Here is a 21,744-nt window from a genome sequence, read left to right on the forward strand (position 1 = left end):
GAGCCGACCGCGGGCACATCGGTGAAATGGACTCCACGCACGTCGATCAGCGAAAATTCGCTACTTTGCGGAAATGAATCGTCGTACAGAAATACTCTCCGAGCTCCACCTGGATATTCCGGTGGTGGTGTCTCCCATGTTCATCATTTCGCAACCCCACCTCGTGCTCGAGTCCTGTAGGAACGGAGTACTGGGGACCTTTCCCGCGCTCAACAACCGGAGTACGGAGGGATTCGAGCAATGGGTCGTGGACATAAAGGAAGCGATACGGACCGAGGGTGGCGAACGTGGTAAGCCGCTGTCGGCCTACGGCGTCAACCTCATCGTACATAAGACCAACCCGCGGGTCCAGGCCGATCTGGAGGTAATCGTCCGCCAGCGGGTACCGGTCGTCATCACCTCGCTCGGGGCCGCGCGGGAGGTCGTGGACGCGGTTCACAGTTACGGCGGACGGGTCTTCCACGACGTCACCAATACCTACCATGCGCAGAAGGCCATCGATGCCGGCGTGGACGGACTCATCCTGGTTTGTGCCGGGGCGGGCGGGCACGCGGGGACGCTCAATCCGATTCCCTTCGTTGCCGAAATCCGTAAAATGTTCGACGGGGTCATCCTGCTGGCGGGCGGGCTCAGTACCGGTCGGGACATTGCCACCGCACTGCAGATGGGTGCCGATCTGGCCTACATGGGTACGCGGTTCATCGCCACCCGGGAGGCCGTTGCCGACGAGGCGTATAAGGAGATGATCATGAGCTCGGGTTCGCGGGAGATCGTTTACACCGCTTCCGTTTCCGGCATTCCGGCCAACTGGATGGTGGGCAGCCTCGAAGCCGCCGGGATTACCAAAGACATGTGGGACCAGAAGGGCAAGGCCGACTTCGGGGCCGAACACGAAGCCAAGGCCTGGAAAAATCTCTGGAGCGCCGGCCACGGCGTGGCGACCATCGACGACAATCCGCCCGCGGCCGAACTCATCGATCGCCTGAAACGCGAGTTGAAGGAAGCGCTGCGGGAACAGTCTCAGCGAGCTCTCAAATTTTCAATTTGAAATATCCAATTTAAAATTTAAAATTTTCAATTTTCAATTTAGAATTCACTCATGTACGCTCCCGATCTTTTTGCCGGTAAAACCGCGCTGGTTACCGGCGGCCGTTCCGGCATCGGGTTCGGCACTGCCGAGGCACTGCTGAAGCTCGGAGCCCGGGTATGCATTTGCGCGAGGAAGCCAGAACCCTTGGCTGCAGCCGCGGCTGCCCTGTCCGAATACGGCACCTGCGTGGCCCGCCCCTGCGACATACGTAACAGCGAGGAAGTGGAGGCCCTGGCCGACCTGATTCACACCGAATTCGGCCGACTGGATCTACTGGTCAACAACGCCGGCGGCCAATTTCCCGCCCTCGCCCGGCAGCTTACCGATAAGGGTTGGAATGCGGTCATCAATACTAATCTGAACGGGACCTTTTACGTCAGCCGGATCATGGCGGAGCGCTTTTTTATTCCGCAAAAGGAAGGAAATATTGTCAACATCATCGTCAATATGCTGCGCGGTTTTCCCGGGATGGCCCATACGGGGGCGGCGCGCGCGGGAGTAGAGAACCTCACGAAGAGCCTGGCGCAGGAATGGGCTCGCTACCACGTGCGGGTCAATTCGGTGGCACCGGGTACCATCATCTCTTCCGGACTGGATACCTACGCCGAACCCGTGCGGGCCCTGCTGGACCGAATGCGGGAGGACAACCTCATGCAACGCCACGGTACGGTGGAGGAGGTGGCTAATGCCGTACTGTTCCTGGCCAGTCCGCTCTCCAGCTACACCAGCGGAACCACCCTATACGTCGACGGCATGGATCATCTGCACGGTGACCGGATGCGGCTGGTCGACGCTTTTCGTCGATAAATCAACGCTATGGAATACGCGGTAAACGAACACATCGCCACCCTCACCTTCGATCGCCCCGAAAAAGCGAACGCGCTCGACCTGGCCGGCTGGGAAGCCATGCGGACGGCCTTCGCGCGGGCGGATGCGGACGAATCGGTGCACGTGGTTATCCTGAGGGGGCGCGGCAAGCACTTCTGCGCGGGCATCGACCTGAGCGTGCTGGGCGAAATGCAACGGAGCCTGACCGGGACGCCGGAGGAGATCGAACAGCTGTTGTTGGACTTTATCGCCAACCTGCAGGACTGTATTACGGCCATCGAGCGGTGCCGTAAGCCGGTCATCGCCGCCATCCATGGGGGGTGTATCGGCGGTGGCGTGGACATCATGACGGCCTGCGACATCCGGTACGCTACTAAGGACGCCTATTTTTCGGTAAAGGAAGTGGATCTGGGTATCGTGGCCGACCTGGGCACCCTGCAACGTCTGCCCCGCATCGTATCACCGGGTATAGCGGCTGAACTGGCCTTTACGGCCCGCCGGGTTGACGGTAAGGAGGCCCACCGCATCGGGCTGGTCAATGAGGTACTGGCGAGCGAAAAACAACTGAACTACCACGTCGGGCAGATCGCGGATGCCATTGCCGCCAAACCGCCCCGGATCATTACGGGGATTAAACGAAACCTCTTGCACCAGCGCGACCATAGCCTGGCGGAGGGGCTGGAGTACGTAGCGGGGTACAGCGCGGGAGTGATGATGCCAAGGGATCGGAAGTAGTTTCTCACCAAACGGGGTGCCGCATGCGAAAGGGAAAACACCCTACGGAGCGCGAGTTGGCGGTACTGAAGCGGGGGCAGCTCAAACAATTTCACCCGAACAGGCGGTAAAACCTACAAATATTTAAGAAAACTGAGGGAAAACTTGCGCGGCTGTTTGAAAATGTTTTAATTTGACCCTGAATAAACTGATACTGAAACATGATTACCACCGACCGCCGCGAACTGAATGATCGCTTCATCGAGGTTTTCCAGATTCTGGAAGATCGCGGGGAGATCATCAAGAACGACCGCAACGGGCGTGGGCTTGGTGACTTCGCCAAGCGCATTCTCAACAATCGTTCCTACGGCCACATCATCCGGGCTTACCTCAACCCCAAGGATAAGCGTTGCATCAACTACGAGCAAGCCCGGCGGGTGTGCAGCGAATACGGGGTAAACACGACCTACCTGCTGGAGGGTACGGGTACGCCCTTCGGGATGGACCTGCCCACGGCCAATGATGTCGACGGAAAGGAAACCAAACAAAACATTCTTTTCACCTCCACGGAAGCTTTTGCCGGTGCCAGCGTCGACAGCGACAGCTTCATCCGCGAGGAAGCCCAGTTCTTCAGTCTGCCCGATCTGTTCGGCGACGGCTTCGTAGCCTTCCCGATCAACGGCAACTCCATGGAGCCGGTCATCAACGACGGAGACGTGATCATCTGCCGGCAGATCGCCGGAGTACACGAGATCAAGGAGAATAAGATCTACGCCGTGCGCGCGAAGGGAAGTCTCTGGGTGAAGTACGTACAACCCATCAAGGACGGTAAGGGGCGTATCCACTCCCTGAAGCTGATTTCAGCCAACTACCTGGAGCATGACCCCTGGGTGGAAGAAGTAGACAAGAATACGCGTCTGTACGAAGTACAGCGTCGCATCAGCGAACTGTAGAACTAAGTAAGCTATCGTATGCAGGCGGTGGTCCGGCCAAACGGCGCCGGGCCACCGCTTTGTCTTTTATGAATATCCTGCTGTTTTTTGTTTTGCCACCCGGTCCGGCGATGTCGTTGGGCCGGGTTTTCGTGGTGGCTACTTCGCCTGACCCGTGATGGTAAGGATGGCGGATTTCAGATCTTCGTCGCGGCTGCTGCTCCCAACCATAATGAGGAAGGTGCCGGGTTCGACGACGTAGGCCATAGCTTCGTTCAGATAATTCAGTTGCTCGAAGCCGATCTCAAAGGTTACCGCTACGGTTTCCCCCGGATTGAGGTAGATCTTCTGGAAGCCCCGCAGCTCCTTCACCGGGCGGGTTACCGTACTGTATTCGTCGCGAACGTACAATTGTATCACTTCGTAACCGCCGCGCTCGCCGGAGTTCGTGACCTCGACGGTGACTTTCGTATTGCCGGTCGTGGACATTTGGGCTACCCCAAGCTGAGGTTCGCTGTAGGTAAAGGTCGTATAGCTCAATCCGTAACCAAAGGGAAACAGCGCGTTGACGTTGTCGAATAGATACCCCCGGCGCGCGGAGGGCTTGTAGTTGTAGAAGGCGGGAATGTGTCCAACCGAGCGGGGCAGGCTGATGGGAAGTTTGCCGCTCGGATTGGCCGATCCGTAGAGAACATCGGCAACACTGTGGCCCGTTTCCTGGCCGAGGTAAAAGCACTGAAACACGGCATCCGACTTATCCAGCAGGTTGCGAATATCTAGGGGGCGTCCGCCAAATACGAGGCCGACGATCGGCTTGCCCAGCTCGGCCAACGCATCGATCAATTCGTTCTGGGTGCCGAGGAGCTCCAGAGAGGGCCGATCGCCCTGGTGGCTTTCCGCCCAGGCTTCGCGGCTGGTCAATTCGTTGCCCCCGACCGCGAGGACGATGATGTCGGCAGCGGCAAGATCGGATACGGCTTTGGCGATGCGTTTGCGATCGTCAGCCGGGGATACGGGCGTGATCGAATCGCGGTACCAGCTGCCGGGCTTTGTGACGCGGGTACCCTCGGAGTAGATAACTCGCCCCCCGTTAGCCGCCACGTACTGTTCCAGTCCCTCCCGGACGGTAACGAAATGCTGGGGTTCGTCGCTGTAGCCGCCCAGCAGTACTTTGTCGGCGTTCGGTCCGACGAGGCCGATCGTCAGGTCACCCCGGAGGGGAAGCAGTCCCTCGTTCTTCAGGAGGATCATGCTCTCCGTGCCGGCCTCCCGCACGAGGGCGTCGTCTTCGGGGGTATTCGAAAGCACCTTGTCCGGGTCGGTATAGGGGTTTTCGAAGAGTCCCCGTTCGAATTTTTGCCGCAGGATGCGCCCGACCGCCGTGTCGAGAATGGATTCGCTGAGTTCACCGCTGTTCACCGCATCCACGAGATGGGGAAAGGCTTCGCGATCGGGCAACTCGATGTCCACCCCGCTGCGGATAGCACGAATGGCTGCTTCCCGGAGGCTGGCCGCTACGGCGTGCCGGGTGTGCAGTTCCTTCACGGCGAAATAATCCGATACGACGGCCCCCCGGTAGCCCCACTCCCCCCGCAGGATATCGTTCAGCATCCATCCGTTGGCGTGACTGGGTACACCGTTTACCTCATTATAGCTGGCCATGATGTTGCGGACGTTGCTATTCTCCACGATGTAGCGGAAGGGAAACAGGAAGACCTCCCGGAGCGTGCGCTCGCTGACGCTGGCCGGTCCGATGTTATTGCCACCCTCCGGCTCTCCGTGTCCGGCCATGTGTTTGAGGGTAGCGTACACCTCCCCCTCGTCCCACCGGTCGTTATCACCCTGAAAACCCAGGACGGCCTGCAATCCTATCTGGGCGGCGAGATAAGGATCCTCGCCGAGGGTTTCTTCCACCCGACCCCAGCGCGGGTCGCGGGCTACGTCGACTACGGGCGTGAGCACGACGTGAGCACCCCGACTGGCGGCCTGGCGGCCGGCGACGGAGTACAGGCGCCGCGTGAGTTGCCGGTTGAAGGTTGCCGCTACCGCGATGGGTTGTCCCCAACTCGTAGCGTCTTTCGCGGCAAGACCGTGGAGGCTTTCTTCGTGCATGAGGGCGGGAATCCCTAGACGGGTGTCTTCCACCAGGTAGCGCTGAATGGCGTTTACGTAGGCGACTTCCTCGGCTCCGCTACGACCACTCTCGCCGTTGCCGGCCCGTTCGCTGGGGCGGGTGACGTGGCCGATGCCGTAGGGAATCACGTCCCGTGCTTTAGTCGGATCGAAGGAATAGTCCTCGCCTTCCATCTTGTGTTTATCGGCCCACACCGCAGTGATCTGGGCAACCTTCTCTTCCGTCGTCATCCTTCCGATGAGGTCCGCGATGCGGTCGTCAATGGGCTGGGTGACGTCCCGGTAGATAGCCAGTTCCGTATTGGCCCGGGGGCTGTCGGAAAGGGCGACGGGTTCGGCCCCGGAGTCGACCGTGGACGGAGTATCCCCACACGCGACGAGCAGAAGACACAGCAGCGGAAGAGCAAGGGGTCGAAGCATGGGATAACGCGTAGTTACAGAAAGTAGGACAATGTAAGGGATTTCCGGGTGCGTGGGCGCCGGCGTGCCGCTACAGGGAATCGAGTAGTTCGAACAACTCACCGTTATCGATGAGCGCACCCTCCTCCATGCGCAGGAAAATATCCTGGTCGCGGCCGATGGGTAGGTAGGCTCTCTCCGCGGAATAGATCTTCGGCGTTGCGCCATCCGCCCTAAGCTGGGCGAATATTTCCTTCGGGGGGAGGGTGGTATCGGTCAGGTCGACTTTGGTCGGTCCCGAAAGAAGCAGGCCTCTCATTTCGATCTTGTCCGGACCGGTGCGGTAGGTGCGCAGATCGTGGGGTTTGCGTTGCACCAAATACTTCACCCGCTCGATCACGCCGGAGAATACGATCTGACTGAACTGCAGTATGAGTCCGTCGGCCCGCGTCGGGTCCTCCCGTTTTATGCTGACCCAGCTTTTGGCGTCGATGCCGTTCACGCTAAGGAACTTGACGAACTGGGGGGTAACCTCTTCGAGCTCGTCACGGCGCAGGCGGCGGAATTTGGTTTCCTTCATAGTGTGCCCAAACAAATGCCCGGTGGCGTAGTTTTGCGATTAGCCGGGAAAATCCCCGCCCACTACCGACCACTCATTCTATGTTCACTATACCCGATTTTGGGAGCGGCGCCGTCTGGCTTTCCCTGCTCACCCTAACGTTCCTGGAGATTGTTCTGGGCATCGACAACATCATCTTCATCTCCATCGCTTCCGGTAAACTGAAGAAGGAAGAAGACCGGAAGCGGGCGACGAACATCGGCTTGATCCTGGCCATGGTCATGCGAATCGCACTCCTGTTCGGAGTGTCGTGGTTGGTATCGCTGAAGGATCCCTTCGTAAGTTTCGACTGGGGCTGGGCAAGCGCCGGTCTGAGCGGACAGAGCCTTATCCTCATCGCCGGTGGCGTTTTCCTACTCTATAAAGCAACCTCCGAGATCCACCACAAACTGGAGGGGGACGAGCACGTGGAGGGTGACCCGGGGACGCCGGGTGCGGGGGCGTCGCTACAATCCGTCATTATTCAGATCACGATCATTAACATCGTCTTCAGTTTCGATTCGATCCTGACGGCGGTTGGGATGACCAACGGCCTGGTCGGTGCCCTGGTCATTATGATTATCGCGGTGGTCATTTCGGTACTGATCATGATGTTGTTCGCCGTTCCGGTAGGCAACTTCGTCAACCGGAACCCGACCATTCAGATGCTAGGCCTGGCCTTTCTCATTCTCATCGGCTTCATGCTCATCGTCGAGGGGGCTCACCTGGGGGATCTGGTGGTCTTCGACAATCACATCGGCACGGTACCGAAGGGGTACCTGTACTTCGCGATCGCCTTCTCCCTGCTCGTCGAATTTCTGAATATGCGGATCCGTCCCAAGTCTTCCGACAAGCAGGTGAAGCTCAATACCTACGCTCAGGAAGCCGCGGGGAAGTCGGATTACATCCGCATGGAGTAGGCACGGGCTACACGCAAAATGCCCCGTCGCTGGTCCTGACGATCAGGCTAGCGACGGGGCACCGTACAGAATCCAAGTCGTATCTGGCCTCTACTGCTGGTCGTACAGCGTTATGGCCTCGCCTCCCTTACCGGCACGGCCGGTACGGCCGACGCGGTGGATGTAGGTGTCGTAGTCGGTCGGTGCTTCGAAGTTGATAACGTGGGTGATGTCATCGATATCCAGTCCGCGGGCGGCGACGTCCGTAGCGCAGAGTGCCTTGAGCTTGCCGGACTTGAAGGCACCGAGTGCTTTCTGCCGGTAGTTCTGGCTCTTGTTGCCGTGAATCTCGTCGGCGGAAATGCCGGCCTGGTTGAGCTTCTTCGTGATTTTCTTTACGCGGTGCTTCGTTTCGGCGAAGACGAGTACGCGCTTCATTTCCGCATCCTGTAACAGTTCGATCAACACGTCGAACTTATCGTCGGGGGCGACGAAGCGGACCGTCTGATTGATGTGTTCGGCGGAAGCCTCTCCACTGCTGACGGCTACCGTGACGGGGTCGGTCAGGAAGTGGTCGATCAGCTTCTGCTGGCTCTTGTCCAGGGTAGCGGAGAAGAGCAGCGTCTGGTCGCGTTCTCCGATCTTGTCGGCGAGGTACATGACGTCCTTCTGAAAGCCCATGTCGAGCATGCGGTCAAATTCGTCAAGCACGAGTACGGAGGCCTCCTGCAGGTCGATCTTGCCCTGCTGGTAGAGGTCCTTAAGGCGACCGGGGGTGGCGACCACCAGGTGGTAGCTCCGCTTACGCAGGTTGACGATGTCGGTGTTGATGTTGCGGCCGCCGATGAGGGTGATCGCGTTGAACTTCATGCCGATGGTTAGGGCACGAAACTCCTCTTCGATCTGCAGGGCAAGCTCGCGGGTGGGAGCCAGGACGAGCGTCTGGAAGGGTTGCTCGCTGGCGAGGAGGGCGTCGACCAGGGGAATAAGGAAGGCGCCCGTTTTTCCGGTACCAGTGGTGGCGATGCCCATCACGTCCTTCAGCGCGTTGATGTGCTCGAACGACTTTTCCTGAATCTCGGTGGGGTAGACCCAGCCGGCCGCTTTGATCGCGCTCTTCAGCTTGGGGTTAAGTTTCCAGTCGGCGAACTTGGTATCGGCCTTATACTCGACTTTCTTCAGGGGCACGCCTTCGTGCACCATCATTTCGGCGGGTAGGGGAATGTAGTTGTGGTTGGAACGACCGCCGCCGCTTCCGCGACGATCCCGGCCGCCACCGCCGGATTTTTTGTTACGATTAAAACTGTTGTTGCCGCGGCCTTTGCCGGAGCGGGAGGGACGTTTAGTGTCCATAAAGTAAAAAGGGGTTGAATTGCCCGACGGGTCCCGTGGGCAGCAACGGCCGGCGGCAGCGGTGCCGGAGGACGTTTCGTAAAGGCTTCAGTCCGAATGTGCATATGCCCCGTTGATTCGGGGATATGGGGCGAGGCGTGGATCGGAGGAAGCAATAGGGGTCCCGGCTCGCGGCGCAAAGGTAAGGAAAATTTACAATTTGAGATTTTTAATTTGTGATTGACGATTTTCGGCTCTGCTTGCTGCGCGCGGTGAAATTTACCATTTATCGATTTACCATTGCAAATTTGCGACTCTGCTCACTACGCTCGTCTGTTTGGCTAAGCTGCTGCGCTCATTTCTGTTATGGCTGAGCAAATCGCTCGACTGCGGCAGTCTTTGTAAATAAGCATTACGGGAAACCCATTCACCCATTCACTCACTCATTCCCTCACCCCCCAACCAAATCCACTCCCCTGCGTTTACCTGATCCACACAGGTCCTAAAATTGGTTGACCCTACAATTTATTTAAATTGGGAAGTGACTTCGGCCTGTCTAGGGCGGGCCTCAAACCCTTCGACTTGTCAGGGTTCCGAGCTTACTTCGGTGAGTGACGACAAGGGGATTACCGAACCAGGCCAGCTATCCCAACCATGTTTCTAGCAGGAGTCAAACCACCTGGGGACTTGTGTGGAATTAAACGAAAACGCCCGATCGAGCTAGCTCGATCGGGCGTTTCACATTTACCGGTATTGGTACCGCGGCTTAGGCCTGCTCCTGCGTTTCCGCAACGGTAGCTTCCTGAGGGTCGATGCTGACGAACATGCGGTTCAGGCGGCTCTTCCGGAAGGATACCTTGCCGTCGATCTTGGCGTGGATGGTAAAATCCTTACCCATGTACGTATTGTCCCCGGGGTGGTACTTGGTGCCCCGCTGGCGAATGATGATGTTGCCGGCCTGAGCACTCTGCCCGCCGAAAAGTTTGACGCCGAGCCGCTTGGATTTACTGTCGCGGCCGTTGTCGGTACTACCTACACCTTTTTTGTGTGCCATGATATTGTATTTAGGCTCCCCCGTGGGGGATCGTTAGGAATGGGGCCGTGACTAGCCCGCGATGGAGTCGATCTTCAGTTTTGTGTACTGTTGACGGTGGCCGTTCTTGACGCGGTAGCCCTTACGGCGCTTCTTCTTGAAAACGACGACCTTGTCGCCCTTTACGAGGGGATCAACGACAGTAGCGCCGATGGAGGCGCCGCTGAGCATCGGCGTGCCGACGGTGACATCATCGCCGTTGGCGAGCAGATGGACCGCGTCGAAGCTGACCGAGTCGCCAGCTTTGGCTTCTAACCGGTGGACGAAGATCTCCTGACCTTCCTCAACTTTGAATTGCTGACCGGCTATGGTTACGATTGCAAACATCTATGGGGGATGTTGGTGAAAAAAATAGATTTCGGGGCGCAAAGGTAAGGAAAGATCGGTAAAGCCGAAAGAACTATTGGCGAACTTTGTTTCCACCCTGCGGCGGCGGCGCGCGGGAGCCGGTCGATTCACGGCCGGCCCCAGTCGATTGGTAGCCACCCGTTACACCTGGGGCACCGACCTTGGGGAAAAAATAGACTACCATGCTCGACGACATACTCGACGGGGCCCGCAAAGCCATGGCCGGACTGGCCAGTACCGTCGGCGAAGGCACACGTGAAAAGACCAATAAACTGATCGAGGACTGGCTGGAGATCTTTCCGACGCTGTCCACCTACGGCCTGACGATCACCAGCTTTTCCATGGCTCTGGCCCTGAGCCCCTCGCTCAACGTAGAACTTTTGGGCAGTCACAGCGACTGGACGGAGGAGAACATCAAGGAGCGAATGGCCAACCACCGGGGGGAGACGGCAATCCTGACCGTATTCACGGCCATCCGCACGGCGTACCGATTACAGCGACAAACGAAGGCTCCGCTGATGGATCCCCTGATTTTAAAGATCATCATCCGGCTTACTCCGGAAGTCCGCGTGGTGCTGGGGCAACCGGTACTGGAGGATTAACTCGCTGATGTCCCGGTACAGTTGGTGGTAGCGCTCGTCGGTGATCAGGCTGAGGTGTCTTTCCATGGTCGCCGTATCGCCCCGGGCGGCGGCACCCGTCTGTCGATCCGCCGGTCGGCCGCCGTCCTGTTGCTCGGCCGTCTTGCGGATGATGGGCAGGAGAAGTTTGAAGGGGATAGCGTAGGTCGCGCACAATTGGTAAGCAACCTCGTAGAGGGCCGTGACGAAGTTATTGGAAAAGACGGCGGCCAGGTGCAGTTGGGCGCGCTGTTGATCGTCCAGCCAGGCGACGGTATCACTTAGCGATTCGGCCAATCGGGTCAATTGATTACGCGTGGCCTCATTGCTGGCGTAGATGATCAGGGGCAGATCACGCCAGTCGGCGGGATCGTCGTCCCGGCGCAGGGAACGGATGGGCCACAGAACTCCCCGGTGCACGAAGTGATCCGTGATCCGGTCGATCGGGGTCGCTCCACTGGTGTGGTAAACCGGCAGGGTGGGGGGGAGGATCGCGGCGAGTTGTCGACTGACCTCCGCGATTCGGTTATCCGGCACGGCCAGTATAATGGACGCGGGCTGAATTTCGGGCAGGTGATCGAAGGACACCACCGGAATCGGCCACTCTCCGGCGGACGCGGGGGTCCGACTGACGACCACTACGGATCCGGGGAGTACGGCGGCGAGGTGCCAGGCCAGGTTTCCCGTTCCGACGATGACCGTTGGAGTTTCAGGCATGCAGTTCGTGCAGGAAGCGCGTGAGGGCGGAAACATCCTTCACCCCCGGTTCGGATTCGAATCGGCTGTTGAGGTCAATCCCCCGAAACTGGGGATGGTCAATGCGGCGGATGGCTTCCGCGTCCTCGGGACCAATTCCGCCACTCAGCAAAAAGGGGATGGGCCCCCGGTATTCTTCCAATTTTTTCCAGTCCCACTTTTTCCCCGTGCCACCGGCGGTTGCCTGCCCGCCCGTATCGAATACGAAGAGCGAACAACTGCTGACGTATTCGTTCGTGGCCCGGAAATCGAAATCTTCGGTGACGGAGAAGGCTTTACAAATACTGGCTTTCCGAAGGGTGTTGACGGACCACAGGAGTTTGAGCTCCTGGCAGTAGCCGGCACTTTCCTCGCCGTGCAGTTGCACCCAGCTCAGGCGGTAGTCGTGGACGGCGTTCAGTACGAAATCGACCTCGGCGTTGACAAAAACGCCGACCAGCGGGGTGTCGCGGAGCGCTTTCTCATTCTTCACGATCCATGCTTCCAGTGCGGAATCGCCGGCAAACCTCGGGGAGGCGGGGTGGAAGATCAGGCCGAGATAGTCGGTGGGGAGTTTGCTGATCTCGGCAATGTTATCGGGCTCCCGTAGGCCGCAAACCTTGACTTTCATGCGATGGCGTCCTTGTACACATCCTCGATCTCGTGGGTGCGTTGAATGAATTGCGCGCAGGCCAAGCCGGGGTCCGGCTGGCGCATGAAATAAGTGCCGATGAGAAAGCCCCGGAAGCCGTGCCGCCGTAGTTTGACAATGGACTGCGGGTCCTCAATACCGCTTTCGCTGATGCGCAGTAGCCCGGGGGGCAGGAGGGGTTCGAGTTCCAGACTATTGGAAATGGATACTTCGAAGTTGACCAGGTTACGGTTGTTGACGCCGATGATGTCGACGCTCGGGCTGATGCGGGCCACTTCCTCCTCGTCGTGTACCTCGCAGAGGACACGCAAACCGAGTTCGTTGGCCTCTTCGGCGAGTTCGTCGAGCTGAACGGCAGAGAGGCAGGAGGCGATCAGCAGAATAGCGTCCGCACCCATGGCCCGGGCCTCGTGAATCTGGTAACGGTCGATGAGAAAATCCTTGCGGATGATGGGCAGATTGACCGCGGCCCGTACGCGGTCGATGTCGTCCGGACGGGCCCCGAAAAAGTGGGCATCCGTAAGACACGAGATGGCGGCGGCTCCGGCTTCGGCGTAACCCCGGGCGACGGCGGTCGCGTCGGCGTTGAGGTTGATGTCCTGCTGGGAGGGAGATTTACGTTTGAACTCCGCAATGATGCCGAAGTGCTCGCTGTTTTCCAGCGCCTTGCACAGACAGCGGCGTTCAGTATGGTAACCGTCACTGTCCTTCAGGGCGCTGATCGGAACCTGTGCGCGCCGGCGGTCTACTTCCAGTCGTTTGTGTTCGACGATCCGATCGAGAATATTGGCCATGTACGGTTACTTGATTTGACAAGATAAGGCGCGGGCGGGGTTCGGAGTTCTCTCAGGCCAGGAGTTTCCGCAGGACGGCGCGGGCCCGACCGCTGACGATGCTTTCCCGGGCTTCCGCGACGCAGTCGGGCAGGCTGCGGTCGGGGTGGATGACGTGAATGGCCAAACCGGCGTTGGCGCACACGACCGCCGTCTGCGCTTCCGTGGCTGTATTATCCAGGACTCCCAGAAAGATGGCTTTCCCTTCTTCGGGGGTCTCTCCCCCGTACAGGGCTTCCGGGGGGAGGGTCGGGAGCGAAAAATCTTCCGGGTTCAGTACCCCCTGGCTCCTGCGTCCCCGCACGCTGGCTCCGCCGGTCAGGCTTATTTCGTCGTAGCCGTCCATGGCGTGAACGATCAGGTATTCCCGGGCTTCCTCCGTCTGCAACATATAGTCGTAGATGCGGCTGACCTCCCGGTCATAGGTGCCCAGCAATTGGTAGCGTGGGCGGGCGGGGTTGATGAGCGGCCCGAGTAGATTGAAGAAGGTCCGTACGCGCAGGGCCTTGCGGACGGGCACTACGTTCTTCATGGCCGGATGAAACAGGGGGGCGTGGAGAAAGCAGATGCCCGCCCGGTCGAGGTCGCCGAGCAAGCGGTCCCGTTCGTTGGAGAAGGTATAGCCCAGCGCGAGGAGTACGTCGCTGCTTCCCACGTTGCTGCTGACGCCGTAGCTGCCGTGTTTCGTCACCGCGTAGCCGGCTCCCGCAACGACCACGCAGGAAAGGGTGGAAATATTAAAGGTATTCTTTCCGTCGCCGCCGGTGCCGACGATGTCGATGGTGTGGCGTCCCTCCAGATCGAGGGGGACGGCGAGTTCGAGTAGGGCATCCCGGAAGCCCTGTATCTCGGAGAGGGATACGGGGCGCATATTGATGGCGGAGACCACGGCGGCGATCTCGGGGTCGGCGGCTTCCCCGTTCGCGATGCGTAATAGGGTGGTGTAGGCCGTGGCGCGACTCAGGGGGTGGCGGGCATACAGTTGAGTGAGAAGGGACTTCATCGGCAATTAAAATCTGAATCCGACGCTCGCCTGGATGACGCGGTTGTAGTCCTTATCGTCGGTATTGTATTCCCGCTCCGTCGAGCCGACCGTGCGGGTCAGGCGCTGGTCGTTCTCGCCCCGGGTAGCATCCGTGAGGCCGAGCTGGTAGCGGAGGCCGAGGTAGAGGCCGTTGTTGAGAAAGAAGGCGGCGCCACCGACGAGCCCGAAGTCGAAGCGGCGGTAGAGGGGGGTGTTATCGCCGGCGTTATAATAGGCATCGATGACGGAGGGGGGGAAGATGCCCGTGGATAGGCGGGTTTCGCTGACCTCGACAACCGCCGCTCCGCCGATGCGATCGTCGAAGTAGTTATAGTCGTAGTTAAAGGAGATGACGTCCGGTAACCGCCGTTCGTCTACCGTTATATTGTTGGAGTAAGTCGCTGAACCCGAGGCCCGGCTGTTCACCAGGAAGGCCGCGGTGACCCCTCCTTCCAGCTCCAGCGGTCCCAGGCGGTAGTAGGCGACCAGGGGGATATCGATGTAGCTGTTCAGCACGTCGCGTTCGCTCTCCAGCGAACCGGTAATGCGGGTACCCTGGGTATCGTTAGCATCGGCATAGAGGTAAAAATAGGAGGGGCCCGTATAACGGACCTCGCCGCCCTTCTGACTGTACATAAGGTCGGCCTTGAGACCAAACAGGTCGGTGATCTCGTAGGCAAACGTTGCCCCGACGTGGAAGCCCGTGGTGCGCTTGAACTCTTCGAGCGTCGTACCCGCGTCATCCATTTCGGCATCGCCCTGAAAAGTGATGAAGTTGAGGCCGGCCCGGAAGCCACCGCTAAACTCCTGGCCCGGAAGCAGGGTGCAGGCTAATAAGAGGGGCAACAGGGCGGCGACGCGCAGTAGTTTCATGATGGGGGTTTATGGGTGTAAAGATGCGCGATATATGTGAATCGGGCCCCTCCCCGGTCCGTATCTTGTACGGGCACGGAGGGGGACAATCGTAGTAGGGAAGTGTAAAAACCTTCGTCGGCAGAATGGCTTTAGCCAACAAATGATCAGATGGAGGGTAAACCGCGCCTCCCGCTCCGTTCCCATATGGCCGTTTCAACCCATCTTCTCTACCAGACGTTAGGGTACAAAAGATCACCATGAGTCAAGCTACCGCCACCAAGCGCCCCGTCCTGCTCTACACCGAACAGACCCCGAACCCCGAAACGCTGAAATTCGTGACCAACCGGATGCTCTACAACGGCACCGCGGAATTTCGCGAAGAGGAATTCGCCCGGGAGTGGTCGCCGCTGGCCACCGAGCTCTACGACTTCCCCTACGTCAAGAAGGTGTACATCGCCAATAACTACGTGACGATCACCAAGGAATTCAATTACGGCTGGGACGACATCATGCTCAAGCTGAAGGAATTCGTCAAGGGTTACCTGGAGGAGAACAAGCCCATCATCAAGGATGGCTTCGCCGAGGCCGTCGCCGCCATCGAAGCCGAGCGTGGGGTAGGATACGAGTACACCGAAGACGAGGCGGAAACCGTTGCTCAAATCAAGGAGCTCATCGATACTTACGTCAAGCCCGCCGTGGAAATGGACGGAGGCAACATCGAATTCAAATCGTTCCAGGACGGCGTAGTCACGGTCATCATGCAGGGAGCATGTTCCGGCTGCCCGAGCTCTACCGTTACCCTGAAGTCCGGCATCGAGCAGATGCTCAAGCGGATGATGCCGCAGGTCAAGGAGGTGGTGCAGGAAATGGGGTAAGGGATTTACTATTCATCATTTCCAATATCTAATTTACAATTTGCGTGGAAGCTCGCTGCGCTCGTGGCGTTGGGTGGCTCCCGGAACGCTGCTGTGCCCAGTAGATGATTGACTCTTCTGACCTTGATTTCGACCGACGTCACTTATGGCATCCCTACACGAGTCTGGCCGATCCGCTGCCGGTTTATGCGGTAGAGTCGGCGAATGGGTATCGGTTGAAACTGGCTGACGGGCGCGAGTTGGTCGACGGCATGTCGAGTTGGTGGTGCGCCATTCACGGCTACAACGTGCCGGAACTCAACCGGGCGGCCACCGATCAGCTGGCCAAGATGTCGCACGTCATGTTTGGTGGACTTACCCACGAACCGGCTATTGAATTAGGTAGGCGGTTGGTGGAGATTACGCCGGACGGTCTCGAGCGGGTATTTCTGGCCGATAGCGGTTCGGTAAGCGTCGAGGTCGCCATGAAAATGGCCGTTCAGTACCAGCACGCACGGGGGCGCAGCCGCACTACCTTCCTCACCCTGCGGGGCGGCTACCACGGAGATACGACGGGCCCGATGTCGGTCTGCGATCCGGTGACGGGTATGCACCAACTCTTTACGGGTTTTCTACCCAAACACGAATTCTACGACCGCCCACCCGGTGGTTACGACGCGCCGGTTGCTACCGCTTACCTCGCGGGCCTGAAAGCGTTTTTCGCCACCCACGCCGATCGCGCCGCGGCCTTCATCGTCGAACCGGTGGTACAGGGGGCTGGGGGAATGCACTTTTACAATCCAGCTTATCTACGCGTCTTTCGGGAACTCTGCGACCGTCACGGACTGCTCCTGATCTACGACGAGATTGCCACCGGTTTTGGACGGACGGGCAAGCTCTTCGCGGGCGGGGACGCGGGAGCAATTCCCGACATAATGACCGTAGGGAAAGCCCTCACCGGCGGATACCTGACCCTGGCGGCTACGCTCTGTACCGGCGAAGTGGCGGATACCATCGGGCGCGGCGAGGCGGGCGTAATGATGCACGGCCCAACCTTCATGGCCAACCCGCTGGCCTGTGCCGTGGCCGTGGCCAGTATCGACCTGCTACTACGCGAGGACTGGCAAGCCCGTATTCATCGCATTTCCCGGGGGCTGTCGCTGCACCTGCGCCCCGCCGCCCGGAGTGCCGCCGTGAAGGAAGTGCGCGTACTCGGAGCCATTGGGGTGGTGGAGACACGGGATGCGGTGGACGTCGCGAAGTTCCAAGCCTTCTGCGTGGAGCGCGGAGTCTGGATCAGACCCTTCGGCCGCCTGATCTACCTGATGCCTCCTTACGTCATAAGTGACGACGCCTTAGAACTGCTGTGCACTACGGTCGTTAAATATGTTCTAGCTTTGCAACCCGAAAATGACCCCTGACCGATGGCTACCGTAAAATTTACCTTTGAGGATAAGAATATTCCGCCCAAAACGGTGGAAAACGTCCCCACGGATGTAAGCATTCTGGAGGTGACCGAGGAGAATGGCATTCACCTGAATCACAACTGCGGTGAGGTATGCGCCTGCTCGACCTGCCATATCTACGTCAACAGTGGTGAAGACGCGCTGGAAGAGATCAGCGATAAGGAAGAGGACTTCATCGACCGGGCCATCAACCCCCGCATCGAAAGCCGCCTCGGCTGCCAGGCCGTGATCCTGGACGAGGACGCCGTCATCGAAGTAGAAATCCCGGATCAGAGCCGTATCATCGGACACGAACACTAAGTAGTAGGTTAGTTCTTTAGTCCGTTATAGGCAATGCTTTGCCCAGTCCGTCGACTAAGGAATTTGACCACTAATGCTTTATTGCCTAACGAACTAAACTACTACATTTTGAGCTTTAAAGACTTCAACGACTTTCCCTTCGGCTGGGCCGATCACGAGGATATCGCCATTGCGTTGTACGATAAATTCGGCGATGACTTCGGACAGGATAAGATCTACCGCATCCGCTTCACCGACTTACTCGACTGGATCCTCGAAATCCCGCAGTTCACCGGTACCCGCGAGCAATCTACCGAAGAGCACCTCGAGCAAATTCAGGCGAAGTGGGTGTATGAGTGGAGGGAGAATCAGTGATTGGTAGTGTGGTAGGTTGGTAGTGGGGTAATATGGTCTTGTAGACTACCACATTACCACCATACCACCCTACCACCCTACCACCCTACCACCCTACCATCCTACCAAATTACCACCATACCAGAAATGAACGAACTCGAACGCTTCGCAGACATTACCACCTTCATCTTCGACGTCGATGGGGTACTGACCAATTCGCAGTTGATCATACTCGAGGACGGCGGCTTGTTGCGGCAGATGAACGTGCGGGATGGGTACGCCATCAAACGGGCGCTGGAGAAAGGGTACCGGGTATGCGTGATCACGGGGGGGAAGAGCCAGGGCGTGGTGTCGCGACTGCAGGGGCTCGGAGTAGTGGATATCTATTACGGCGTACAGGATAAGGTAGAGGCGTACCGGGAATTTATGGACCTCTACGACCTAGACGACGAGCACGTGCTGTTTATGGGCGACGACGTGCCGGACTACGAGGTAATGCGGCTGGTGGGATTTCCGACCTGCCCGCAGGATGCCTGCCCGGAAATCCTGTCGATCGCCAAGTACGTCAGCAGCAGGTGCGGGGGCGCGGGAGCGGTGCGGGACGTGATCGAGCGGACCCTGCGGTTACACGGAAAGTGGCTGCCCGACGATCCGGCCGATGCGTTACCGACGAGTGTTTAGGGCACAACTACTTATCTTCAAGATCGACGTTTTGGTATAGCTCACGTAGTGGGAGTATAACGCCAATACTTTTCAACTCGATTGAATCTTCTAGTCCATCAGCGTAGTGGAAGCTGCCAAGATTGCTTTCCTCATGGCGTCGGTAGAGGGTGACGTGCGCTTTGTCTTGATCAATCAGGAGATATTCTTTGAGCGTGATCAGTGACAGGTAGTACCGCATTTTAGCGCCCCGGTCGTAGTCTGCCGACGTCTCCGAGATCACTTCGACAACCACACGCGGATTAAGAATGGCACCCTTTATCATAGTGGATTCATTGATTTTTCCACAGACGACGGCGGCGTCGGGGTAGATGTAACGGTGAGCGGCCTCAATCTCGATCTTTACATCTGAGTTCAGCGATATACAATTTTTACCCGCAACAGTTAAGGCATTTCCGATTAAACGTTGGGTGTTAGAACTTAAAATGGTGTGAGCGATCGTACCCCCGGCCATAGCATATACCTCACCGTTATGATATTCGTATCGCATTTCTCCCCGGTGCTCGAAGGAGAGGTATTCAGATATAGGCAGTTTAGTGACTTGGGCTACGGCCATCATTCATTGCTTTGTGCTAATATACCCGGCTCCCGCGGCCCCGCCAAACAAATTGTTGCTTATCTTGGCCGCCCGCTCGAAACCGATACATGATGCCCGAACCCAAGACCAGCAGCTACCTTGATTCCCTCAACGACGTGCAGCGGCAGGCGGTCACGACCACGGACGGGCCGGTGCTCGTAGTTGCCGGACCGGGATCGGGTAAAACGCGGGTGCTCACCTTCCGCATCGCTTACATCATCGAGCAGGGAACGGCCCCCTGGGAAATTCTCGCGCTGACCTTCACCAACAAGGCCGCCCGGGAGATGAAGGAGCGGATCGAGCACGTAGTCGGTAAACGGGCCAGCTACATCTGGGCGGGTACCTTCCACAGCCTGTTCGCGCGCATCCTGCGCGTGGAGGCCCAGCACATCGGCTACCCGAGCAACTTCACGATCTACGATACGGACGATACCAAGAGCCTGCTGAACTCCATCATCCGGGAGATGAACCTCGACACCAAGGTGTACGGAGCCAACGCGATCAAGAACCGGATCAGCTCGGCGAAAAGTAGCCTGATCACCCCCAAGCTGTACGAAAAGAACGAGGAACTGCTGGCCCAGGATAAGATGGCCAATATGCCCCTCGTCTACAAGATCTACACCGCCTACGTCGCCCGCTGCAAACAGGCCGGCGCGATGGACTTCGACGACCTGCTGTTCCGCCTGTTCGAACTGATGCAGAACGTGCCGGAAGTGGTGCAGAAGTACCGGGAGAAGTTCAAGTACGTACTGGTCGACGAGTTTCAGGATACCAATACGCTGCAGTACGCCATCATCAAAAAACTGGTGCAGTACCCGGATAGTCCCCGCAACATCTGCGTGGTCGGTGATGACGCCCAGTCGATTTACGCGTTCCGTGGAGCGACCATCCAGAACATCCTCGATTTCGAGAACGACTTCGGCCAGCACAACATCCAGGTATTCAAACTGGAACAGAATTACCGGAGCACGGAAAACATCGTAAATACGGCCAATGCCGTCATCAGCTACAACAAGCGACAGATCCAGAAAAATATTTGGAGCGACAAGGGCGTGGGTGACAAGATCCGCATCATCAAGGCCGTCGACGACAATGAGGAAGGAAGACGGGTGGCGGACACCATACTCGAACAGAAGAACCGCTACCACCTGCAGAACAGCGACGTAGCGATCCTGTACCGGACCAACTCCCAGTCGCGCATCTTCGAGGAATACCTGCGCCGCTTCAACATCGCCTACCGGGTGTACGGCGGACAGAGCTTCTACCAGCGCAAGGAGGTAAAGGACCTGATCGCCTACCTGCGCATGGTCGTCAATCCGAACGACGAAGAGGCCTTCCGCCGCTCCATCAATCACCCCAAACGGGGCATCGGCGGCACCAGTGTCGGGAAAGTAACGGCGCTCGCCCGTCAGCAAAATCTGACTTTGTTCGAGGCGCTCAAGCACGTCGCGCTGCCCAACCGTACCCGCCACGCCGCCGACGGTTACATCAGCCTCATCGAGGAAGCCACGGCAAAGGTCGATACCGCCAATGCTTACGAGCTCGCGGACCTGATCGCTAAGGGCAGCGGACTGACCGACATGCTGCGCAACGATAAATCCATCGAGGGCATGGGGCGTCTCGAAAACCACGAAGCACTGCTGGATGGCATCAAATCGTTCGTCGAAGACGACACTGTCATCGACACGGACACCCTGCCCGACAAATCCCTCGCTACCTATCTGCAGAATATCGCCCTCCTTACCGACGCCGACGAGAGCGATTCCAGCAACACCGACGTGGTCACCCTCATGTCGGTACACGCCGCCAAGGGCCTGGAGTACAAGTCCGTCTTCGTCGTAGGCCTGGAGGAAAAGCTCTTTCCCAGCTGGATGAGCATGGATAGTATGGAGGGGCTCGACGAGGAGCGCCGGCTATTCTACGTCGCCATCACCCGGGCCGAACTGTACCTGACGCTCAGCTACGCCAATACCCGGTACCGCTACGGGAAGATGGTCATGAACGAACCCAGCCGATTCCTGGCGGAGGTGCCGGCCGACGCCGTGGAGAATACCACCGGGGGCGGACGCCGCAGCAACGACTTCGAATTCGATAAGGTCGCCCGGCAGCGGGAACACCGGGCGCGGGTCACGGGCATCACGCCCAATAAACGCCGGGGGACCGCCAAATTCGCCGCGCCTAAGGTGGATCCCGCCACCTTCGAGCCGAGTCCGGACAGCGAAGTCGAGACCGGGCGCCGGGTCCTGCACCTGAAATTCGGGGAGGGAAAGGTGCTGCACGTGGACGGAGGATCGGACAACCGCATCGCCACCATCCACTTTAGCGATCTGCCCCAACCGGAAAAGCGCATCATGCTGAAGTTCGCTAAGTTGCAGGTGCTGGATTAGCGGAGTTCCGTTGCTTCGGGAA

Annotated in this window: 23 protein-coding genes; 12 read left to right on the plus strand and 11 right to left on the minus strand. The window is 58.3% G+C overall.

Features of this window, described 5'->3' with window-relative positions; all coding sequences use genetic code 11:
* The first annotated feature begins 73 nt into the window (after positions 1-73).
* From NMA52_RS14845 to NMA52_RS14860, 4 genes are all read left to right on the plus strand, one after another.
* A complete protein-coding gene (locus NMA52_RS14845; protein ID WP_254828481.1) occupies positions 74-1,048 on the plus strand; it encodes a nitronate monooxygenase family protein in 975 nt (324 codons plus the stop codon).
* Positions 1,049-1,099: 51 nt separating this feature from the next.
* The gene (locus NMA52_RS14850) at positions 1,100-1,897 is read left to right on the plus strand and encodes an SDR family oxidoreductase (protein WP_254828482.1); all 798 of its coding nucleotides are present in this window, start codon (positions 1,100-1,102) and stop codon (positions 1,895-1,897) included.
* A 9-nt stretch (positions 1,898-1,906) separates the two neighbouring features.
* The gene (locus NMA52_RS14855) at positions 1,907-2,653 is read left to right on the plus strand and encodes an enoyl-CoA hydratase-related protein (RefSeq protein ID WP_254828483.1); all 747 of its coding nucleotides are present in this window, start codon (positions 1,907-1,909) and stop codon (positions 2,651-2,653) included.
* 200 nt (positions 2,654-2,853) lie between these two features.
* The gene (locus tag NMA52_RS14860) at positions 2,854-3,585 is read left to right on the plus strand and encodes a S24 family peptidase (protein ID WP_254828484.1); all 732 of its coding nucleotides are present in this window, start codon (positions 2,854-2,856) and stop codon (positions 3,583-3,585) included.
* Positions 3,586-3,723: 138 nt separating this feature from the next.
* Here the strand turns inward: NMA52_RS14860 and NMA52_RS14865 are convergent, their stop codons facing one another.
* Complete coding sequence (locus NMA52_RS14865) at positions 3,724-6,117, minus strand: glycoside hydrolase family 3 N-terminal domain-containing protein (RefSeq protein ID WP_254828485.1); 2,394 nt, start codon at positions 6,115-6,117, stop codon at positions 3,724-3,726.
* Between the two features lie 70 nt (positions 6,118-6,187).
* Positions 6,188-6,676, minus strand: coding sequence for a DUF6495 family protein (locus tag NMA52_RS14870; protein WP_254828486.1), 489 nt, complete (start codon positions 6,674-6,676; stop codon positions 6,188-6,190).
* A gap of 80 nt (positions 6,677-6,756) precedes the next feature.
* Between NMA52_RS14870 and NMA52_RS14875 the strand changes: the two genes are divergently transcribed.
* Positions 6,757-7,614, plus strand: coding sequence for a TerC family protein (locus NMA52_RS14875; protein ID WP_254828487.1), 858 nt, complete (start codon positions 6,757-6,759; stop codon positions 7,612-7,614).
* Between the two features lie 90 nt (positions 7,615-7,704).
* Here NMA52_RS14875 and NMA52_RS14880 read toward each other — a convergent pair whose 3' ends face one another.
* The 3 genes from NMA52_RS14880 to rplU form a co-directional block, all read right to left on the minus strand.
* Complete coding sequence (locus NMA52_RS14880; protein WP_254828488.1) at positions 7,705-8,946, minus strand: DEAD/DEAH box helicase; 1,242 nt, start codon at positions 8,944-8,946, stop codon at positions 7,705-7,707.
* Positions 8,947-9,691: 745 nt separating this feature from the next.
* On the minus strand, positions 9,692-9,979 hold the full coding sequence (gene rpmA / locus NMA52_RS14885; RefSeq protein ID WP_254828489.1) for a 50S ribosomal protein L27: 288 nt from the start codon (positions 9,977-9,979) through the stop codon (positions 9,692-9,694).
* A 51-nt stretch (positions 9,980-10,030) separates the two neighbouring features.
* Positions 10,031-10,345, minus strand: coding sequence for a 50S ribosomal protein L21 (gene rplU, locus NMA52_RS14890; protein WP_254828490.1), 315 nt, complete (start codon positions 10,343-10,345; stop codon positions 10,031-10,033).
* A gap of 203 nt (positions 10,346-10,548) precedes the next feature.
* Between rplU and NMA52_RS14895 the strand changes: the two genes are divergently transcribed.
* Positions 10,549-10,968 carry a hypothetical protein gene (locus NMA52_RS14895; RefSeq protein ID WP_254828491.1) on the plus strand — a complete coding sequence of 140 codons (420 nt, stop codon included), beginning with the start codon at positions 10,549-10,551 and terminating at the stop codon, positions 10,966-10,968.
* On the opposite strand, the gene NMA52_RS14900 is transcribed toward NMA52_RS14895, so the two are convergent.
* Genes NMA52_RS14900 through NMA52_RS14920 form a run of 5 tightly spaced genes read right to left on the minus strand, consistent with a single transcriptional unit; the run spans position 10,900 to position 15,103 of the window.
* The gene (locus tag NMA52_RS14900) at positions 10,900-11,703 is read right to left on the minus strand and encodes a Rossmann-like and DUF2520 domain-containing protein (RefSeq protein ID WP_254828492.1); all 804 of its coding nucleotides are present in this window, start codon (positions 11,701-11,703) and stop codon (positions 10,900-10,902) included. The two genes, NMA52_RS14895 and NMA52_RS14900, sit on opposite strands and share 69 nt — an antisense overlap.
* On the minus strand, positions 11,696-12,352 hold the full coding sequence (locus NMA52_RS14905) for a phosphoribosylanthranilate isomerase (protein ID WP_254828493.1): 657 nt from the start codon (positions 12,350-12,352) through the stop codon (positions 11,696-11,698). The genes NMA52_RS14900 and NMA52_RS14905 overlap by 8 nt, the downstream gene beginning before the upstream one ends.
* Entirely contained in the window at positions 12,349-13,167 is an 819-nt protein-coding gene (gene trpC / locus NMA52_RS14910; RefSeq protein WP_254828494.1) for an indole-3-glycerol phosphate synthase TrpC, read from the minus strand. Before trpC ends, NMA52_RS14905 begins: the two co-directional genes overlap by 4 nt.
* A 52-nt stretch (positions 13,168-13,219) precedes the next feature.
* Positions 13,220-14,209 carry an anthranilate phosphoribosyltransferase gene (trpD, locus tag NMA52_RS14915; RefSeq protein ID WP_254828495.1) on the minus strand — a complete coding sequence of 330 codons (990 nt, stop codon included), beginning with the start codon at positions 14,207-14,209 and terminating at the stop codon, positions 13,220-13,222.
* 6 nt (positions 14,210-14,215) lie between these two features.
* Positions 14,216-15,103 carry a porin family protein gene (locus tag NMA52_RS14920; protein WP_254828496.1) on the minus strand — a complete coding sequence of 296 codons (888 nt, stop codon included), beginning with the start codon at positions 15,101-15,103 and terminating at the stop codon, positions 14,216-14,218.
* A 239-nt stretch (positions 15,104-15,342) separates the two neighbouring features.
* On the opposite strand from NMA52_RS14920, the gene NMA52_RS14925 reads away from it, so the two are divergent.
* The 5 genes from NMA52_RS14925 to NMA52_RS14945 all read left to right on the plus strand — a co-directional run bounded on the left by NMA52_RS14925 (position 15,343) and on the right by NMA52_RS14945 (position 18,719).
* On the plus strand, positions 15,343-15,960 hold the full coding sequence (locus NMA52_RS14925; RefSeq protein WP_254828497.1) for a NifU family protein: 618 nt from the start codon (positions 15,343-15,345) through the stop codon (positions 15,958-15,960).
* Positions 15,961-16,064: 104 nt separating this feature from the next.
* A complete protein-coding gene (bioA, locus tag NMA52_RS14930; protein WP_254828498.1) occupies positions 16,065-17,360 on the plus strand; it encodes an adenosylmethionine--8-amino-7-oxononanoate transaminase in 1,296 nt (431 codons plus the stop codon).
* A gap of 3 nt (positions 17,361-17,363) precedes the next feature.
* Positions 17,364-17,705, plus strand: coding sequence for a 2Fe-2S iron-sulfur cluster-binding protein (locus NMA52_RS14935; RefSeq protein WP_254828499.1), 342 nt, complete (start codon positions 17,364-17,366; stop codon positions 17,703-17,705).
* Positions 17,706-17,813: 108 nt separating this feature from the next.
* Positions 17,814-18,059, plus strand: coding sequence for a Fe-S cluster assembly protein IscX (iscX, locus tag NMA52_RS14940; RefSeq protein WP_254828500.1), 246 nt, complete (start codon positions 17,814-17,816; stop codon positions 18,057-18,059).
* Between the two features lie 126 nt (positions 18,060-18,185).
* Positions 18,186-18,719 carry an HAD family hydrolase gene (locus tag NMA52_RS14945; RefSeq protein ID WP_254828501.1) on the plus strand — a complete coding sequence of 178 codons (534 nt, stop codon included), beginning with the start codon at positions 18,186-18,188 and terminating at the stop codon, positions 18,717-18,719.
* A gap of 7 nt (positions 18,720-18,726) precedes the next feature.
* Here NMA52_RS14945 and NMA52_RS14950 read toward each other — a convergent pair whose 3' ends face one another.
* The gene (locus NMA52_RS14950; protein ID WP_254828502.1) at positions 18,727-19,314 is read right to left on the minus strand and encodes a Uma2 family endonuclease; all 588 of its coding nucleotides are present in this window, start codon (positions 19,312-19,314) and stop codon (positions 18,727-18,729) included.
* 89 nt (positions 19,315-19,403) lie between these two features.
* Here NMA52_RS14950 and NMA52_RS14955 point away from each other — a divergent pair, with 89 nt between their 5' ends.
* Positions 19,404-21,722: an ATP-dependent helicase gene (locus tag NMA52_RS14955; RefSeq protein WP_371930977.1), complete on the plus strand. Its 2,319-nt coding sequence runs from the start codon at positions 19,404-19,406 to the stop codon at positions 21,720-21,722.
* Positions 21,723-21,744: the final 22 nt, after the last annotated feature.

Source organism: Lewinella sp. JB7 (genome assembly GCF_024297185.1).
In the GTDB taxonomy this organism is placed as follows: Bacteria; Bacteroidota; Bacteroidia; order Chitinophagales; family Saprospiraceae; genus Neolewinella.

What these genes read in the sequence shown, in the direction of transcription:
- NMA52_RS14865 (WP_254828485.1), bottom strand. Translation starts at nt 6,117, where the DNA reads ATGCTTCGACCCCTTGCTCTTCCGCTGCTGTGTCTTCTGCTCGTCGCG.
- NMA52_RS14850 (WP_254828482.1), top strand. Translation starts at nt 1,100, where the DNA reads ATGTACGCTCCCGATCTTTTTGCCGGTAAAACCGCGCTGGTTACCGGC.
- bioA (WP_254828498.1), top strand. Translation starts at nt 16,065, where the DNA reads ATGATTGACTCTTCTGACCTTGATTTCGACCGACGTCACTTATGGCAT.
- NMA52_RS14945 (WP_254828501.1), top strand. Translation starts at nt 18,186, where the DNA reads ATGAACGAACTCGAACGCTTCGCAGACATTACCACCTTCATCTTCGAC.
- NMA52_RS14855 (WP_254828483.1), top strand. Translation starts at nt 1,907, where the DNA reads ATGGAATACGCGGTAAACGAACACATCGCCACCCTCACCTTCGATCGC.
- NMA52_RS14920 (WP_254828496.1), bottom strand. Translation starts at nt 15,103, where the DNA reads ATGAAACTACTGCGCGTCGCCGCCCTGTTGCCCCTCTTATTAGCCTGC.
- NMA52_RS14870 (WP_254828486.1), bottom strand. Translation starts at nt 6,676, where the DNA reads ATGAAGGAAACCAAATTCCGCCGCCTGCGCCGTGACGAGCTCGAAGAG.
- NMA52_RS14900 (WP_254828492.1), bottom strand. Translation starts at nt 11,703, where the DNA reads ATGCCTGAAACTCCAACGGTCATCGTCGGAACGGGAAACCTGGCCTGG.
- trpC (WP_254828494.1), bottom strand. Translation starts at nt 13,167, where the DNA reads ATGGCCAATATTCTCGATCGGATCGTCGAACACAAACGACTGGAAGTA.
- NMA52_RS14875 (WP_254828487.1), top strand. Translation starts at nt 6,757, where the DNA reads ATGTTCACTATACCCGATTTTGGGAGCGGCGCCGTCTGGCTTTCCCTG.
- rplU (WP_254828490.1), bottom strand. Translation starts at nt 10,345, where the DNA reads ATGTTTGCAATCGTAACCATAGCCGGTCAGCAATTCAAAGTTGAGGAA.
- NMA52_RS14955 (WP_371930977.1), top strand. Translation starts at nt 19,404, where the DNA reads ATGATGCCCGAACCCAAGACCAGCAGCTACCTTGATTCCCTCAACGAC.
- NMA52_RS14845 (WP_254828481.1), top strand. Translation starts at nt 74, where the DNA reads ATGAATCGTCGTACAGAAATACTCTCCGAGCTCCACCTGGATATTCCG.
- NMA52_RS14950 (WP_254828502.1), bottom strand. Translation starts at nt 19,314, where the DNA reads ATGGCCGTAGCCCAAGTCACTAAACTGCCTATATCTGAATACCTCTCC.
- NMA52_RS14935 (WP_254828499.1), top strand. Translation starts at nt 17,364, where the DNA reads ATGGCTACCGTAAAATTTACCTTTGAGGATAAGAATATTCCGCCCAAA.
- NMA52_RS14895 (WP_254828491.1), top strand. Translation starts at nt 10,549, where the DNA reads ATGCTCGACGACATACTCGACGGGGCCCGCAAAGCCATGGCCGGACTG.
- NMA52_RS14925 (WP_254828497.1), top strand. Translation starts at nt 15,343, where the DNA reads ATGAGTCAAGCTACCGCCACCAAGCGCCCCGTCCTGCTCTACACCGAA.
- NMA52_RS14860 (WP_254828484.1), top strand. Translation starts at nt 2,854, where the DNA reads ATGATTACCACCGACCGCCGCGAACTGAATGATCGCTTCATCGAGGTT.
- NMA52_RS14880 (WP_254828488.1), bottom strand. Translation starts at nt 8,946, where the DNA reads ATGGACACTAAACGTCCCTCCCGCTCCGGCAAAGGCCGCGGCAACAAC.
- rpmA (WP_254828489.1), bottom strand. Translation starts at nt 9,979, where the DNA reads ATGGCACACAAAAAAGGTGTAGGTAGTACCGACAACGGCCGCGACAGT.
- trpD (WP_254828495.1), bottom strand. Translation starts at nt 14,209, where the DNA reads ATGAAGTCCCTTCTCACTCAACTGTATGCCCGCCACCCCCTGAGTCGC.
- NMA52_RS14905 (WP_254828493.1), bottom strand. Translation starts at nt 12,352, where the DNA reads ATGAAAGTCAAGGTTTGCGGCCTACGGGAGCCCGATAACATTGCCGAG.